Source organism: uncultured Sphingomonas sp. (assembly GCF_964244235.1).
Lineage (GTDB): Bacteria > Pseudomonadota > Alphaproteobacteria > Sphingomonadales > Sphingomonadaceae > Sphingomonas.
Genome location: NZ_CAXTII010000026.1, coordinates 1 through 16,156, shown reverse-complemented (window position 1 = coordinate 16,156; position 16,156 = coordinate 1). Strand labels below are relative to the sequence as shown.

Annotated in this window: 11 protein-coding genes and 1 pseudogene; 1 reads left to right on the top strand and 11 read right to left on the bottom strand. The window is 68.0% G+C overall.

Going from position 1 to position 16,156, the window contains the following annotated elements:
• Nucleotides 1–60: 60 nt before the first annotated feature.
• The 4 genes and pseudogenes from ccmC to ACFE7D_RS06520 all read right to left on the bottom strand — a co-directional run.
• Nucleotides 61–786 (bottom strand): heme ABC transporter permease CcmC, encoded by a 726-nt coding sequence (gene ccmC / locus ACFE7D_RS06535; protein ID WP_375394621.1) that lies wholly within the window; start codon nt 784–786, stop codon nt 61–63.
• 186 nt (nt 787–972) lie between these two features.
• The gene (gene secA / locus ACFE7D_RS06530; protein ID WP_375394620.1) at nt 973–3,717 is read right to left on the bottom strand and encodes a preprotein translocase subunit SecA; all 2,745 of its coding nucleotides are present in this window, start codon (nt 3,715–3,717) and stop codon (nt 973–975) included.
• A 97-nt stretch (nt 3,718–3,814) separates the two neighbouring features.
• A complete protein-coding gene (locus ACFE7D_RS06525; RefSeq protein WP_375394619.1) occupies nt 3,815–4,072 on the bottom strand; it encodes a hypothetical protein in 258 nt (85 codons plus the stop codon).
• Nucleotides 4,073–4,121: 49 nt separating this feature from the next.
• A pseudogene (locus tag ACFE7D_RS06520) lies at nt 4,122–4,373 on the bottom strand (PIN domain-containing protein); the annotation flags it as partial.
• Nucleotides 4,374–4,431: 58 nt separating this feature from the next.
• Between ACFE7D_RS06520 and argJ the strand changes: the two are divergent.
• On the top strand, nt 4,432–5,652 hold the full coding sequence (argJ, locus tag ACFE7D_RS06515; RefSeq protein WP_375394618.1) for a bifunctional glutamate N-acetyltransferase/amino-acid acetyltransferase ArgJ: 1,221 nt from the start codon (nt 4,432–4,434) through the stop codon (nt 5,650–5,652).
• A gap of 13 nt (nt 5,653–5,665) precedes the next feature.
• On the opposite strand, the gene trxA is transcribed toward argJ, so the two are convergent.
• The 7 genes from trxA to ACFE7D_RS06480 all read right to left on the bottom strand — a co-directional run.
• A complete protein-coding gene (gene trxA, locus ACFE7D_RS06510) occupies nt 5,666–6,025 on the bottom strand; it encodes a thioredoxin TrxA (RefSeq protein ID WP_375394617.1) in 360 nt (119 codons plus the stop codon).
• 49 nt (nt 6,026–6,074) lie between these two features.
• Nucleotides 6,075–9,524: a double-strand break repair helicase AddA gene (addA, locus tag ACFE7D_RS06505; protein ID WP_375394616.1), complete on the bottom strand. Its 3,450-nt coding sequence runs from the start codon at nt 9,522–9,524 to the stop codon at nt 6,075–6,077.
• Entirely contained in the window at nt 9,508–12,471 is a 2,964-nt protein-coding gene (addB, locus tag ACFE7D_RS06500) for a double-strand break repair protein AddB (RefSeq protein ID WP_375394615.1), read from the bottom strand. Before addB ends, addA begins: the two co-directional genes overlap by 17 nt.
• Complete coding sequence (locus ACFE7D_RS06495) at nt 12,464–13,219, bottom strand: nucleotidyltransferase family protein (RefSeq protein WP_375394614.1); 756 nt, start codon at nt 13,217–13,219, stop codon at nt 12,464–12,466. The genes addB and ACFE7D_RS06495 overlap by 8 nt, the downstream gene beginning before the upstream one ends.
• Entirely contained in the window at nt 13,216–14,205 is a 990-nt protein-coding gene (locus tag ACFE7D_RS06490; RefSeq protein WP_375394613.1) for an aminoglycoside phosphotransferase family protein, read from the bottom strand. Before ACFE7D_RS06490 ends, ACFE7D_RS06495 begins: the two co-directional genes overlap by 4 nt.
• A complete protein-coding gene (gene tsaE / locus ACFE7D_RS06485; RefSeq protein ID WP_375394612.1) occupies nt 14,181–14,621 on the bottom strand; it encodes a tRNA (adenosine(37)-N6)-threonylcarbamoyltransferase complex ATPase subunit type 1 TsaE in 441 nt (146 codons plus the stop codon). The genes ACFE7D_RS06490 and tsaE overlap by 25 nt, the downstream gene beginning before the upstream one ends.
• Before the next feature lie 100 nt (nt 14,622–14,721).
• Nucleotides 14,722–16,156: PAS-domain containing protein (locus ACFE7D_RS06480; protein ID WP_375394611.1), on the bottom strand; the 1,435-nt coding region annotated here is incomplete at its 5' end.

Below are 16,156 nucleotides of genomic sequence, written 5' to 3'. Positions count from 1 at the left end.
GCAACACCGCCGCACCGCCGAGCGTCACGGCATAGGCCGCGACGACGAACGGCCATTGGCTCATATCCGCGCCATCCGCTGCATCCGCGCCTCGGTCTTTGCGGTCGCCAGCATCGCGCGCATCCGCATCAGGACGATGCCGGCAAACAGGGCCGTGAACCCCGCCAGCATGAACCATAGCGGCCACAGGATCGACGGATCGATCGTCGAGCGAGTCAACCCGATGCTTTGCCCCTGGTGCAGCGTGTTCCACCACACCACCGAATAGCGGATGATGGGGAGCAGGACCGTTCCCGCAATGCCGAAGATCGCCGGTATGCGTCCGTCGCCGCGGCCGTCCGCATCCGCCTTCGCCAGTGCGATATAGGCGAGGTAGACGAAGAACAGCAGCAGCATCGACGTCAGCCGCCCGTCCCATTCCCACCATGTGCCCCAGGTCGGTCGCCCCCAGATCGATCCCGACGCAAGGCAGATCGCGGCGAACACCGCCCCCGGCACCGCGATCGCGCGCGCCGCGATCCCGGCGAGCGGATGCCGCCAGACGAGCAGCACGATGCTGGCGACCGCGATCCCGCTCCATCCGCCCATACCGAGCCAGGCGGCGGGGACATGGACGTAGAGGATCCGCACCGTCTCGCCCTGCAGATAATCGGGCGGCGTTCGCGTAAGACCCGCCCAGCAGCCGACCGCGATCAGCACGATCCCGCCCCAGCTCAGCAGCGGCGTCAGCGGCTTGGCGAGGCGCAGGAACCGGGCTGGATTTGCGAGGGCGTGGAGGCTGGGCATTCGGCGGTATTGATAAGCGAATTTGCGCGCGACGTCACCCACCATCCGGCACCATCCATCGTCATGCCGGGCTCGTCCCGGCATCCATCGTGCCGCGAACCACAAGCGGGAAAATGCGCGGCGCGATGGACCCCGGGACAAGCCCGGGGTGACGGAGTGTGGTGTGGACGTTACGTAAGCCCAATCCTAAGCCGTCACCGCCCCGTGGCAATGCTTGTACTTGTTCCCCGACCCGCACGGGCACGGCGCATTGCGACTGACCAGACCCTGCCATTCCGCAGGATCCTGCCCGAAAGCCGCGGGATCGGGTTGTGGGATCTGCAATGGCGGCAATTGCGCGGTCACCCGACCGAACGTGCCGCCGTCGATATCCGCCGAATCGTCCATCCCCGTGAACGGATCGAAATGCGTCGTGATGAAATCGGGCAACTCGGGCAAAGCCGGCGGCATCTGCGTATGAAATTCCGCGAAGGCGATCGTCTTCGTCACGTCGGTACGGATATTGTCGAGCATCCGCTGGAACAACGAGAACGCCTCCTGCTTATATTCGTTGATCGGGGTCTTCTGCGCGTACGCCCGCAGATGGACGACCTGACGCAGTGCGTCGAGCGTCGACAGATGTTCCTTCCACTGGTGATCCAGCTTTTCAAGCAGGATCGATTTTTCGACTGACGTCCACGTTTCCGGCGAAAACGCTTCAGCCTTCTGCTTCACGCTCGCATCGGCCAGTTCGCGGACCCGCTCCTCGACCAGTTCGGGATCGATCGCCTCTTCCGTCAGCCAATCGTCGATCGGCGGGGTCAGGTTCAGCACCTCGGCGAGGCTGGTCTTCATCCCCTCGACGTTCCACTGCTCGGGATAGCTGTTCGGGGGGCACGCATCGCCGACGATCGTGTTGACCGTTTCCGTGCGCATATCCTCGACCATCTCGCCGACGCCGTCTGCGTCCATGATGTCGCTACGCTGTTCGTAGATGACCTTGCGCTGGTCGTTCATCACGTCATCATATTCGACGACCTGCTTGCGAATGTCGTAATTGCGTGCCTCGACCTTCTTCTGCGCGGTCTCGATCGCCTTGCTCAGCCACTTGCTGCCGATCGCCTCGCCATCCTCGATATTCGATCGCATCATGCGCGCGAACAGCGTGTCGGGGCCGAAGATCCGCAGCAGATCGTCGTCGAGGCTGAGGTAGAAGCGCGACAGTCCCGGATCGCCCTGCCGCCCGGACCGGCCGCGTAGCTGATTGTCGATCCGTCGGCTCTCGTGCCGCTCGGTGCCGAGCACGAACAGGCCGCCGGCGTCGAGCACCGCCGCCTTCTCAGCCTTGATCTCGGCGTTGATCGTCGCGGCGCGCGCCTCGTACTCGGGCGTTCCGGCGGCGAGATGGGGGTGTTCGTCCAGCATCCGAAATTCCAGATTGCCGCCAAGCTGGATGTCGGTCCCGCGGCCCGCCATATTGGTCGCGATCGTCACGGCCCCCCTGCGACCCGCCTGCGCCACGATGTGCGCCTCCATCTCGTGGAAACGCGCGTTCAGCACCTTGTGCTCGACCTTCTCCTGACTGAGGAACTCGCTCAGCAATTCGGACTTCTCGATCGACACGGTACCGACCAGCACCGGCTGCCCCTTGTCGGCATGGATGCGGATCTTCTTGGCGATCGCGCGGAACTTGTCCGCGGTGTCCTTGTAGAATTCATCCTCCTCGTCCTCGCGCCGGACCGGCACGTTGGTCGGGATGCTGACGACATTCATCTTATAGATGTCGTAGAATTCCGCCGCTTCGGTCGCCGCGGTGCCGGTCATGCCGCTGAGTTTGGGATACATGCGGAAATAATTCTGGAAGGTGATCGACGCCATCGTCTGGTTCTCGGGCTCGATCGTGACACCCTCCTTCGCCTCGACCGCCTGATGGAGTCCGTCGGACCAGCGCCGCCCGTCCATCATGCGGCCGGTGAATTCGTCGATGATGACGACCTTGCCGTCCTTCACGATATAATCGGTATCGCGCTTGAACATCATGTTCGCGCGCAGCGCCTGGTTCAGATGGTGGACGACCTGCGTGTTCTCGAAATCATACAGGTTCTGCCCTTCGAGCAACCCGGCGGTCTCCAGCATCCGCTCGACCTTCTCGGTGCCGTCCTCGGTCAGGATGATCGATTTCTGCTTTTCGTCCTTCTCGTAATCGATCGGGTCGAGCAGCCGCACGACTGCGTCGACCTGGATGTACAGTTCCGACTTGTCGTCGGTCGGACCGGAAATGATCAGCGGGGTGCGTGCCTCGTCGATCAGGACCGAGTCCACCTCGTCGACGATCGCCATCGCGAACGGCCGCTGCACCATCGATGCGCGGTCGTACTTCATGTTGTCGCGCAGATAATCGAAGCCGAACTCGTTGTTCGTGCCATAGGTGATGTCGGCGTTGTACGCGTCGCGACGCTGCTCGTCGGTGAGGTTGGGCACGATGACGCCGACGGTGAGGCCGAGGAACTTGTAGACCTGCCCCATCCATTCCGAGTCGCGCGCGGCGAGATAATCGTTGACGGTGATGACATGCACGCCGTTGCCCGGCAGTGCGTTGAGATAGGTGGCGAGCGTAGCGACCAGCGTCTTGCCCTCGCCGGTGCGCATCTCCGCGATCTCGCCGCGGTGCAGGACGATCCCGCCAACCATCTGCACGTCGTAATGCCGCTGCCCGAGAGCGCGTTTCGCAGCCTCGCGCACCGTCGCGAAGGCTTCGGGCAGCAGGTCGTCAAGCTTGGTGCCTTCCGCGAGCCGCTCGCGGAATAGCACCGTCTGGTGCGCAAGTTGCTCGTCCGACATCGCGCTCAACGTCGGTTCGAATGTGGCGATGTTCGCGAGGATAGGGTTCAGCGACTTGACGTATCGGTCGTTGGACGACCCGAAAATGGATTTGGCGAGGCCACCGAACATGGGGATTTCCTGATGCTGCAAATGCGCTGCCTGCATGAGCGGCGGCGCCTGGATAAATTGAAGAAGCGCCGGTCCGCGACCCGGCGAGGCAAACGCCTTATTCGCGCCGACGACTTGCCCAGAGGTGGGTCATGCCGATCAGAACGGGAATGGCGGAAACATCGAACCCGGCCGCCGCCGCCAATGTCGGGAGTGCGGCGATCGGCCGCGAGGCGATTGTCGTTGCTGCAACGCGTGCAGGAGTCGTCGTGATCGCCTGCACCGCAACCGACTGCGCGACCTCCGGCCGCCGCGCGCCGACCCCCACGCCGGTCAGCGCGGAAAGCAGGGCGGAAAGGAGGAGCAGGAGGTTCATGCGGCGCCGGGCATAGGGACTACGGCCCGGGTCGTCCATGCGTTTTGCGCTACCAGATCGTCCGTACCGGGTAGCGGCGCATCGTCTCATCGCCGGTCACCAGCGTCGGATCGCCATGGATCGCGTGTGCGATCAGCATCCGATCGACGGGGTCCCCGCGGAAATCCGGCAGTTCGCTCGCCAATGCCCACAGGTCGGTGGCAAATCGAGCGACGCGAAGTTCAGGATCAATGCTACGAAAGAAAACGAAGCCGCTTCGGGCAGGCGACCCCGGTTGTGGAGATCGGCGAATTTCCCGGGCGGTGACGGCGCTGAACGTATGCCTTTATCCGGATGAGCACCGGCGCTATCGCCAACGAATGGAACTGTCCCCCCTTGCGCTTCCTTTCCCTGTGATCCCCTCCATAGCCGGCGTAACGCTTCACGTCGCGCGCGCGCGGTACAAGCAATGGGATCGTTGCGACCTCACCTTCGCAACTCTCGCGCCCGGCACGACCGTCGCGGGTGTCTTGACCAACAGCCGATGCCCCTCGCCCGAGGTCGAATGGTGCCGCCGTGCGCTGACCCTTGGACAGGCGCGCGCGCTCGTCATCAATGCGGGCAATTCCAACGCCTTCACGGGCAACCGCGGACGTGCCGCCGTGGAGGCGATCGCCGCGCGGTCCGCAGGGCATCTGGGTTGCCAGCCCTCGGACGTGTTCGTCGCCTCAACTGGTGTGATCGGCGTGCCGCTGCCGATCGACAAGGCCGAGACCGGGCTCGACGCCGCGTTCGCAGCCGATTCCTGCACATGGGAAGACGCCGCCGCGACCATCGGGACGACCGACACCTTCACCAAGGGCGCGGTGGCGACCGCGGTGATCGGCGACCGGACGGTGATGCTGGCCGGGATCATCAAGGGGTCGGGCATGATCGCGCCCGACATGGCGACGATGCTCGGCTTCATCTTTACCGACGCCGCGGTCGCGCCCGATTTCCTGCAACGCGCGCTGACCGCAGCGAATGCACCAAGCTTCTCGTGCATCACGGTCGACGGCGACACGTCGACCAGCGATACCGTGCTCGCCTTCGCGACGGGCGCAGCGGCGAACGCGGTGCTGGCCGACGACGACAGCATTGGCGCGGACGCGTTCCGCGCGGCGCTGGCCGACCTGTGTCACCAACTCGCAATGCTGGTGGTGCGCGACGGCGAGGGTGCGCAGAAGCTTATCGAGATCACGGTCGAGGGCGCGGAAAGCGACCGCAGCGCGCACCGGATCGCGATGTCCATCGCCAATTCGCCGCTGGTCAAAACCGCGATCGCGGGAGAGGACGCCAATTGGGGCCGGATCGTCATGGCGGTCGGAAAGGCCGGCGAACCCGCCGAGCGCGACAGACTATCGATCCGCTTCGGTAACACCCAGGTCGCACGCGATGGCGTGGCGGTGGAGGGATATGACGAGGCACCGGTGGCTGCCCATCTGAGAGACCGTGAAATCGAGATCGGGGTCGATCTGGGCCTGGGCGAAGGCCGCGCGACGGTCTGGACCTGCGACCTGACACACGGCTATATCGCGATCAACGCGGATTATCGTAGCTGACTCTCCAGGTCTCTCACCCCAGCTTTCGCTGGGGCGACGGATAGGAGACCTGCGCCAGCTCACCTTCAAGCCAGGCCTTCAACCGACCCTTGGGCTCCGCACCGACCTTCGTCGCGGCGGGTGCACCGTCCTTGAACAGGATCATCGTCGGAATGCCGCGTACGCCGTATTTGCCCGGAGCATCGGGGTTTTCGTCGATGTTCAGCTTCCCGATCGTCACCTGTTCGCCGAGTTCTTCGGAAATTTCCTCCAGGCTCGGCCCGATCATCTTGCACGGTCCGCACCATTCGGCCCAGAAATCGACGAGCACAGGGCCATCGGCCTTGAGGACGTCGGCGTCGAAGCTGGCGTCGGTGATCTGCTTGGTGGCCATGATAAATTCTCCTTGTCACCGATCAATCTAGGGGGTGCGACAGCCGCCCTCAAGCGCCATCGGCCAAGCTTTGCTCGGTCGCGCGCAAGGCGGGCTTGTTCGCGGCCAGCAGATCGGGCGGCAGCAGGATCGGCATCGGCCCCGCGGTGTAGACCAACGTCGCCTCGATCGGCCGCCCCGGGAAGATCACTTCCAGCGCCGCAACATAGGCCGCCATCTGCCGGACATGGAATTCCGGCACGTCGGCCAGCCCAGCCGGAACCCGCCGCCCGGTCTTGAAATCGACGACGTGCACCAGATCGGGCGCGACGAGCAGCCGGTCGACCGTCCCCGACACGACGGTTCCATCCGGCAAGGTCGCCGCGATCGGCACCTCGGCAAGCGCATCCGGCGCGAACATCGCGGCGAAGCGTGCGTCCTCGATCACCGACAGCACCCCGTCGACGATCGCGGCGCGCGCGCCGCGATCGTCGACCCCCCCCGTTTCCCGCAGCCAACGATCGGCGGCGGCGCGGCGCGCATCGGGCGCAACCGGAGGCAGGCGTTCGAACAGCGCGTGGATCAGCCGGCCGCGCTCGGCCGAAGCCTGCATCGCGACAGTCGGCGGCGGATCCGACGTCGCGTCGTCCCCGAGCGACGACGGCGTCAGCGGCCGCGAGGGGCGCGGGTCCGCGGGCGGTGCACGCCGGACCCATTCGGGAAGCACCGCGCGCGCATCCGGGGCCGTGGCTGGCCGGTCGTCGATCCGGACCGGTGGTTGCGGCGTCCGGCCGACGAACACCCGCTCCCCCTCGCCCGTCACGCCCAATGCGGTCAGCGCGCGATCCGCGGCGGCGTACCAGCTCGACACCGGCGGTACCCCTCCCGCACTCGGCCCGAGCGACCCGGCGATGACCAGCCGCTCCTCCGCGCGTGTCGCCGCGACGTAGAACAGCCGCCAATGCTCCGCCAGGTCGCGCGCTTCGGCTGCCGTCATGGCGTCGTCCAGCGGACCGCCCCGCTCCGACGCGCGCGGCCGGAACACGGGGATCGGGGCGTCCATTCCGCCGGGCGTCCAGCGCAGGACCGATCGCGGCGATTTGGCGGGATCGACGGTCGCGTCCGCCAGGATGACCAACGGTGCCTGCAATCCCTTCGCGCCATGCGCGGTCATCACCCGCACCGCATCGAGCGGCTGCGACGGATCGCGGACGATGTCGACATCGCCGCGGTCGAACCAGTCGAGGAAGCGTTGCAGCGAGGGTGTCGTCGCGACCTCGAAATCGAGCGCGGCGGCGAGCAATTCCTCGATCGGATCGCGCGCCTCCGCGCCAAGCCGGTGGACCAGCTTGCGCCGCCCGTCGAGCGGGCCGGACAGGATTTCCTCCAGGAACCGGTAGGGCGTGGTCACGTCCGCCCGCGCCAGCATCGCCCGCAGCGGCGCGAGCCGTTCGTTGCTCTGCGTATCGCGCAGGTGCCGCCACAGGCTGCCCCCGGCGCGCGGTGCCGCAGCCATCAGTTCGTCCTGCGTCCAGCCGATCAACGGCGATACGAGCAAACTCGCGAGGCTGAGATCGTCCTCCGGCTGCAGCACGAACCGGATCGCGGCGAGCAGATCCTGCACCGCCAGCGGCGCGTTCAGCCGCAACCGGTCGACGCCCGCGACCGGCACGCCTTCCGCATATAATCTTGCGACGATGAGCGAAGCGAGATCGCCGCGCCGCTTGACGAGAATCATGATATCCTCGGGCCGCAGCCGCCGCCCCTTGCTCTCCAGCATCAGCCCGTCGTCGAGCCACCGCTTGATCGCGCGGGCGATATCGATCGCAAGCTTGCGCACCGCGTCGTCGATCCAGTCCTCCTCGTCGCCATCGCTTCCGCCGACCACGACGGGAGGCCAGAGCGTCACCGTCCCCGGCCCCGGCACTTCGCTGGCATGCGCGTCGATGACGGCGATCTCGCCCAATCCCGGCGCGGGGATCGCATCGATCGCGGCATCGACGAATTCCAGGACCGCGCGGGTGGAGCGAAACGAATGCGTAAGTGCGAGCTGCTGGAACGGCAGCCCGCGATCCTCAGGCGGCGTGTCGTCGTCGCCGAGCGCAAGCGCCGCCCGCCCGGCGAAACGCCGCTCCGCCCAGGCGAAATTGATCGGGTCCGTCCCCTGAAACCCGTAGATCGCCTGCTTATAGTCGCCGACGGTGAAAAGCGTCCGTGTCGATGGCGCGTATATGCCGCGGCCGACGAAGAATTCCTCCGACAGCGCCTGCACGATTCGCCATTGGTTGAGGTTCGTGTCCTGCGCCTCGTCGATCAGGACATGCTCGGTGGCCTGATCGAGTTTGAAGCGCACCCATTCACCGATCCCCGGCTGCGCGAGCAACGCAACGGTGGTCGCGATCAGGTCGTCGAAATCGACCGCCCCGGATCGGCGCTTCGCCGCGGCATAGGCGCGCGCATAATCGCGCCCGACGATCAGCGCGTCGGCGAGAAGGTCGGCATAAGCGGCACGGATCGCAAGCGACAGCAGTGCCGCACAATGCCCGTGCATCGCGGTCGCCATGTCGGCATAGTCGATATGGACGGGAGCCTGCCCCTTGCTGAACGAGCGCAAGCCGCCATCCGCCCGCGCCCACACGGCGTGAAGATCGATGAGCGTTGCGACGCGGTCGGCGACCGGGCGGGCGATCCATGCCGCGATCGCGTCCGCGCGCAGAATGCCGCTTTTGGTTCCCCATTCGCGGTTCACAGCGGCGATGACGTGCAGCGTCTCCGCGTCGATCGAATCGTCGCCGCACCCCGCCGCCATCGCCTCGCCGATATCGCCTGACGGCAATTCCAGCGCACCGCGCAGCCATGGCTGGATACCGCTTGGCAAGGCCTCCAGCGCAGGACCGGCCCGCGCGCAGTCGAGCAGGAAACTTTCCGCGCCGCCCTCGCCAAGCCGGACGCTCAGTCGCCCGATCGTCCGGACCGACCCTGCGCGACCTTCCCGCTCCGCATCCGCCAGCATGCCGGCAAGCGTCTCGCGCGCCAGCAACGCCTCCTCGCGCGGTTCCAGGGGGCGGAAGCCGGGGACGATCCCCGCCTCGAGCGGAAATGCCGCGAGCAACCCCTGGCAGAAACCGTGGATCGTCTGGATACGAACCCCGCCGCCAGGCGCATCGAGCACTTTCGCGAACAACGTCCGCGCGCGGGCCTGAAGCTCGAAGGTCGGCCGTTCGCCCAGCGCGTCCAGGTCGCGCGCGAGCATCGGCCCGGGCATCCGCACCCATGCCGCCAGCCGGCCGGCGATCCGCCCGGTCATCTCCGCCGCACCCGCCTTGGTAAAGGTCAGGCACAGGATCGCCGCCGGATCGGTCCCTTTCAGCAACAGCCGGAACACCCGCGCCGCCAGTACCTGCGTCTTGCCGGTTCCGGCCGAAGCGGACAGCCAGACATGGGTGCCCGGATCGCTGGCCGCGGCCTGCGCCCCCTTCAGCGGCGGCAGCGGGCGATGCGGATCAGCGCTCACGCCCATACCATTCGTCGCGGCGCATCAGTTGGTCATATTCGGCATAGGGCGCATACTCGGGTACCAGCTTGGCGGTGAAAGGCTCGCTGCCGGTCAACCATTTCTCCGCCGCTGCAATGAAATTCGCCGCGGCGATGGCCGCGAAATCCGCGGTCGGGATCTTGTCCCGCGCGCCGGTCGGGTCGACCGGGCTGTCGACATAGCCGAACGCCTCCTTCTTCTTGGCCAACGACCAATATTCATACGCCGCTGCGGTGCCGGCGATCCCGGGGAACCCGCCGCGTTCCGCGATCAGGCCGAGCAGCCCCAATTGCAGGCTGAACCCGGCGCGCACCGCGGTGGCGGAGGGCGGCTTGCCGGTCTTGTAGTCGACGATGCCGATGCCACCGTCGGCAAGCCGGTCGATCCGGTCGTACCGGCCCGACAAGGTCACCCCGGCGATCCCGATCTTCCCCTTCCCTTCCGCGGACAAGACGCTGCGGCCGTCCTGCGCGTCCTGCGTCAGTCGGGCCGCGATCCAGTCGATCGCCTCCATCAGTCGCGGCTGCCACAGCGCGCGCATCATCGGGTGAGTCCGCTCGTCCGCCAGCATCGCGCGCGCGCGGTCGGCGAGCTTGTCCACCGCGCAGCCATCCTTCGCCCACCATTGCTCGAGAATGTCGTGTACCGCGACGCCACGCCACGCCGCGCTCGGGTCGGCATCGACCGGGTCGAGCGGCATCAGCCGCAGCACCCGGCGCGCGTAGAAGGCATAGGGGTCGGCCTTCAGCCGATCGACCTCGGTCACCGAGATGGCGGCCGGGCGAAGAGCGGCCGGCGGCACCGGCGCGGGGCGATCCGCGGGCGCGTGCCCGGGTGGATCATCCAGCGTCCGCGTCCAGCCCTCAATCATCGTCGCCCGCTCGAACCGGTCGCCGGCCATCGCCGCCAGCCGCAGCCAGAAGCGCGACGCGATCGCTGGCGACTTCCCGCTCCGCCGCGCGCGCGTGACCATGACCTGCGGCGCCCCCAGCCCTTGCGCGAAATCATGCGCCGCCGCACCGATCCGCCGCTCCAGCCCCGGCAGGCCGAGCACGTCGCGAATACGCGGCGCGAGCCACGGATCGGGCGCGGGTGCGCTCGGCCAGGTCCCCTCGTTCAGGCCGCCAAGCACCATCAGGTCCGCCGCCTGCAACCGCGCCTCGATCAGCCCGTAGATCGCGAGCCGCGGCGGGCCGCCGCGCTGCACACGGACCGCGGTCTCGTCGAGCAGCGTCCGCAGCAGCGGTGCCAATCCCTCCGGTTCGGCCGAGGACGGTCCCGCCGGTGCCTCCGCCTCCAGATCGGCGAGGAATGCCGAAGCCTCGCGCCCGGCGACGCCCGACCAGATCGCATCGCCGCACAAGGCATCCGCCGTTTCGCGAAGTGCCGCGATCATCGGCGCGAGCGGTTGCGGGCCGGTCGCTGCCATTGTCTCGATCGGCACGAGCAGCGCGGCGGCGGTGCGCCACCAGTCGCGCAGCGCCTCCGGTGCGCGTACGTCCTCCAGATGCGCGCTTACCCCCGGCAGGCCCGGCGATGGTCGCGGTCCGCGCAGTGCCCGGTCGAGCGAGCGTACCCCGTCGAGCCACGCCAGCCGCTCACCCCCGCCGGTCACCAGCGGATGCTTGAGCAAGGCGAGCAGCGCGAGCGGCGCGAACCGCTGTGCCGCCGCTTCGGCGATATCGAGCAGCAGCGTCCCCGGCGGCAGCAATGCGAGCGGCCGCCCGGCGGAATCGTCGATCGCGATCCCCCAGCGGCCCAGATGCGCGGCGACCCGGTTCGCCAATCCACGATCGGGCGTGACCAGCGCCGCGGTCCGCCCCGGCGTCTCCAGCGCCTCGCGGAGCGCCAGCGCGATCCCCTGCGCTTCGTCCGCCGGCGTCGCGAACTCGGCGACCGACACCCCCGCCAACCGCCGATCCTCGGCGCGCAGGTCGGTCCATTTGGCGGTGAATTCGGCCGGTGCCAGCGCATTGGCGATCGCGCGCGCGCGCGCCGGCGGTGCGTCGGGACCGTCCGACGCGCCGCGCCAGCCCCGCACTTCGGTGCGCGCGACGCCGATCCGGTCGAGCAGCAGCTTGCCCCGATATTGCGGATGCGTCTCGATCGACCGCCGTCGCCGGCCGGTGACGGGGTCGGGCGTATGCGGACCGAGTGCATCCCACTCCGTGTCGGGCATCGCGGTATCCAGCCCGGCGAATACCACCTGCCCACGCGGCAGTCGCGCGACGCAGCGCAGCAGCCGCACGACCGCGGGCGCGGTGTCGGTGATCGCAGCGGCACACACGAACGTCTGCGGCGGATCGGCACGCCAACGCTCCGCCAGCCGATCGAGCAAGGCACCCCGCCGCGCGGCCGCGTCGATCCGTCCGAGCGCGGCCAGCTCGGCCGGCCAGCGATCGAGGATCACGCGGAACAGATCGAGCGAACGCTCCCAATGCACTGCCAGTTCGGGGCCGAGTTCGATATCGCGCAGCCGGGCCGGCGCGACATCCTCGATCAGCAACTGGTCCAGCGTCCGCGCCAATTCGCCCGCCAGCCGCACCGCCTCGCCCGCATCGACAGGACGGCCCGTGCGCCCACGCTCCTCAGCGATCAGCCGCGCCAGGATCATCCGCCGCCGGAACGGCGCGACGGCGGGCAGCGGCGGCGACGGTGCATCGACGGGGTCGAGCGCCACCCCGACCGCCTCGCCAAGATCCGGATCGCCAAGCGCCACCAGCCGCGGCAACAGCAGCGCGCCGCCGCTTGCGCGCACGAACGCATTGGTCACTGCACGAACACCGCGATTGTTGGGCAGCAGGATCAGGCCGCGGGCAAGCGCGGTCGGGTCGGCGCGATCGATCCCGCGCATCAACCCGGCGACGAGCGCATCGGCGAACGACCGGTGCGCGGGGATCGTATAGATACGCGGCGAGCGTGGCTCAGCCATCGGCGAGCAGCGCCTCGGTCTTCGCGATCGCAGCCGGCGTCCCGACGTCGAACCACAGCCCCTGGTGGACCTGCCCATAAGCGCGGCCGACCGCGACCGCGCGGTCCCAGAACAGGTTGGTCGAGAACGCACCTTCAGGCCAGTCGGCGATCAGCCGCGGGTGGACGATCTGCACGCCGGTATAGGTGAACGGGGCGACCCGCCCGTGCTTGCGACGCGCGGTAATCCGGCCGTCGGGCGCCAGGTAGAAATCGCCCGAACCGGTGTGATTGTGCGCCCGCGCCAGCGGTACGACGAGCAGCAGCGCATCCATCGTCATATCGTCCCAGCGCAACGCGAGCAGCCGGATCGCGTCGACCGGCCCGTCGAGCCAGAGATTGTCGCTGTTGACGACCAGCAGCGGCTCGTCGGCGAACAGGTCGCGCGCCTTTGCCAACCCGCCGCCCGTCTCAAGCAACGCGCCGCGTTCGTCCGATATCACGATCTCCAACCCGTCCGCATGCCGCCCGAGATGCGCCTCGAGCGCATCCGCCAGATAATGCACGTTGACGATCACGCGCTCGACTCCCGCCGTGCGCAACCGATCGAGGACGTGATCGATCAGCGCCTTGCCCGCGACCTCCACCAGCGGCTTGGGCCGGGTCGCGGTCAACGGGCGCATCCGCTTGCCGATCCCGGCCGCCATCACCATCGCGGTCCTCGGCACGGTGCCGCCCGGTGTCGGCCGGATGCTTCGCAGGCGAGTCATGCCGCCAGCCTCGCCGGATCGCCGCGCCATTCGGGCGGGATATGCGCATCGAACCAGGCGGCGACGGGGGCGAGCGCGGGCTGCGACAGATCGCGCTCCAGATACGCCCAGACACGCGGGCAGAGCGCAGCATAGCGCGGCTTGCCGTCGCGCTTCCACAGTCGCGTGAAGATGCCCAGGATCTTCGCGTTCCGCTGCGCGCCCAGCACATGATACGCGGCCATGAAATCTTCCCCCGCGGCCGTCGCCATGCGGTAGCGCGCGATCATCGCCGCCTCGATCGACGGATCGACATCGCGTCGCGCATCCTGCAGCAACGATACGAGATCATAGGCCGGATGCCCCGCCAGTGCATCCTGAAAATCGAGCAGGCCCATCGCTCGCTCCGCCCCCAGGAGCATGAGGTTTTCGGCATGATAGTCGCGCAATACGGTCACGGGGTCGGGTGCCGCCGCGTGATCGAAGACCTGATCCCAGGCGGCCCGATACGCGTCCCGGTCCGGCGCGATCCCGACAGCGGGGCAATACCATTCGACGAACAACGCCGCCTCGCGCGCCAGCACCGCGCGGTCGTAGGGCGCGAACGGCCCAGCGGGATGCGATCGGAGCGCGACCAGTATGTCGACCGCCGCGGTATAGAGCGGTATCTGCGCATCGACCGACGCATCCGCGGCTTCGCGCATCCGGTCGTCGCCGAAATCCTCGATCAGGACCAGCCCGCGCTCGATATCCACGGCCAGGATCGCGGGCGACCGGAAACCGCGTTCCGACAGCCAGGTCCCGACCGACAGGAACGGCCGCGGGTTCTCATGCGGCGGCGGCGCATCCATCAGGACCGCCCGGCGCGTGCCGTCGGTCACGCGGAAATACCGCCGGAACGAGGCATCGCCCGCGAGCGGCGCGATGCTCGCCCCCGCCCAGCCATGCACGGCCAGAAAAGCAGGCGTGTCCGCCGGCGGGGTCATGTCGGCCATCGCCGCTGCCATGCCGGGGGAGCCGAGATAGTCAGGATGCGAGCGCCGTCGGGGGTGAAATCGAGACGCAGCGCGAGCGCGCCTGGCCATGCGTCCGGACCAGCGCGGTCGGGCCATTCGACGAGGAGCAACGAGTCGTCCAGCGCCTCGTCGAGCCCCAGTTCCGCGAGCTCGCCGCGATCCTCGACGCGGTAGAGATCGACGTGAAGCACCGGCAGACGCACCTCGGGCGGGGCATAGGGCTGGACGATCGCGAAGCTTGGGCTCGGTGCTTCGCCCATCAGGCCGAGCGCGGCAAGAAGACCGCGCGCGATGCTGGTCTTGCCCGCGCCGAGCGGGCCTTCGAGGGTGATGATGTCACCGGGGTGCACGAGCGGGGCAAGCCACGCGCCGAAGGCTTCAGTGGCTTCAGCATCTACCAATGGCACTGTCCTCACCCTTCGCCGCCTTCGGCGTCTTTTCCCTCTCCCGCTGGGAGAGGGAGGGAGCGGCGCAGCCGCGGGAGGGTGAGGACAGAAGGACACCCCCTCATCGCCGCGGCAGGTCGACCGTCACCAGCGTTCCCTCCCCCGGCTCCGAGACCAGTCCGATCGTCCCGCCATGCGCTTCGACGAATTGCTTGGCCAGCGGCAGGCCAAGCCCCAACGCTCGACCCCCCGTCGGCTTGATCCCCGGCTCGGCGAAACGGTCGAATGCGGTGGCGGCGCTCTCGGCATCCATTCCCGGCCCGTCGTCCGACACGACGATCCGCGCGCCCGTCGCATTGCCGTCGACATGGAGGAGGATCCGCCCGCCCTCGGGCGTCCCCTCGATCGCGTGGCGAAGCAGATGCTCCACAACCTCGCGCAACCGCCGCGCGTCACCCTGCACGCGGCCGGCGGATCGCGCGACCTCGATCGCGAAGTCGAGCCGCCGCCGCTCCGCCGCCGGCCGCACCCGGTCCGCGGCACCCTGCGCGACCATGGCCATATCGACATCGACCCGCGCGATCGCGCCATCGCCCTCCACGCCCTCGGTCAGGTCGAGCACGTCGTCGACCAGCAGGCCAAGCCGCTCCACCGACTCGAGGATCGCCTCGACATAGTCGTCCGCCTGTTTGGTCAGTTTGCCCGCATAGCCGCCATGCAGCATCTCCGCGAACCCGCCGATCGACGTCAGCGGCGTGCGCAATTCGTAGGACATGTTGGCGACGAACTGCGTCTTGACCCGGTCGGTCGCCTCAAGCGCCGCGTTGCGATCGCGCAGCGCCTGCTCCGCACGCCGGCTGTCGGTGATGTCGAGCATCGTGAACAGCGCGTTGCCGTCGGGTAGCGGCACCGCGGCGAATTCGAAATGGCGGCCGTCGGCGAATGCGACCCGGCCGCCGCGCTGCTGCCGCTCGGTGGTGGCGGAGCGGACCAGTTCCGGGATCAGCTGCGCGCGGTTGGGTGTCGCGAGTTTCGCCGCCGCAGCCTCCGCAAAGGCATCGACGCGCGGGTGTCCGGCCAGGAACTCCTCCTCGAACCCCCAGATCGCGCGGAGCCGGTTGTTCCACAGCTGCAGCCGGCCATCCGCCGCAAAGACTCCCAACGCCTCGAACAGATTGTCGAACGTCGCGGTACGAACCCGGAGCAACGTATCGCGCGCGCTGGCGAGCTGCACCTGCTCGGTCCGGTCCTCGAAGATCAGCAGCAACCCGCCATCGGGCAGCGGCTGCGCGACGACCCGCAGATGCGTACCGCCCGGCAGGTGCCACTGCTCCTCCGTCGCTTCGTCCGCTGGCAGGAACCAGTCGCGCCGCTCCGCCTTCCAGCCGGGGAAATCGCGCACTTCGGGCAGACGGTTCGCCTCGCGCATCCGTTCCAGGATGCGTTCGAACGCCGGGCGGTCGGACAGCCACTCGCTTCGCATCGCGAACATGCGGCGGAACGGCTGGTTGCAGAAGACGAGCGCGCGGTCCTCACCAAATTGCGCGACGCCTGCG

Coding starts and splice junctions, on each gene's coding strand:
- ccmC (WP_375394621.1), bottom strand. CDS start 786: ATGCCCAGCCTCCACGCCCTCGCAAATCCAGCCCGGTTCCTGCGCCTC.
- secA (WP_375394620.1), bottom strand. CDS start 3,717: ATGTTCGGTGGCCTCGCCAAATCCATTTTCGGGTCGTCCAACGACCGA.
- ACFE7D_RS06525 (WP_375394619.1), bottom strand. CDS start 4,072: ATGAACCTCCTGCTCCTCCTTTCCGCCCTGCTTTCCGCGCTGACCGGC.
- argJ (WP_375394618.1), top strand. CDS start 4,432: ATGGAACTGTCCCCCCTTGCGCTTCCTTTCCCTGTGATCCCCTCCATA.
- trxA (WP_375394617.1), bottom strand. CDS start 6,025: ATGGCCACCAAGCAGATCACCGACGCCAGCTTCGACGCCGACGTCCTC.
- addA (WP_375394616.1), bottom strand. CDS start 9,524: ATGGGCGTGAGCGCTGATCCGCATCGCCCGCTGCCGCCGCTGAAGGGG.
- addB (WP_375394615.1), bottom strand. CDS start 12,471: ATGGCTGAGCCACGCTCGCCGCGTATCTATACGATCCCCGCGCACCGG.
- ACFE7D_RS06495 (WP_375394614.1), bottom strand. CDS start 13,219: ATGACTCGCCTGCGAAGCATCCGGCCGACACCGGGCGGCACCGTGCCG.
- ACFE7D_RS06490 (WP_375394613.1), bottom strand. CDS start 14,205: ATGGCAGCGGCGATGGCCGACATGACCCCGCCGGCGGACACGCCTGCT.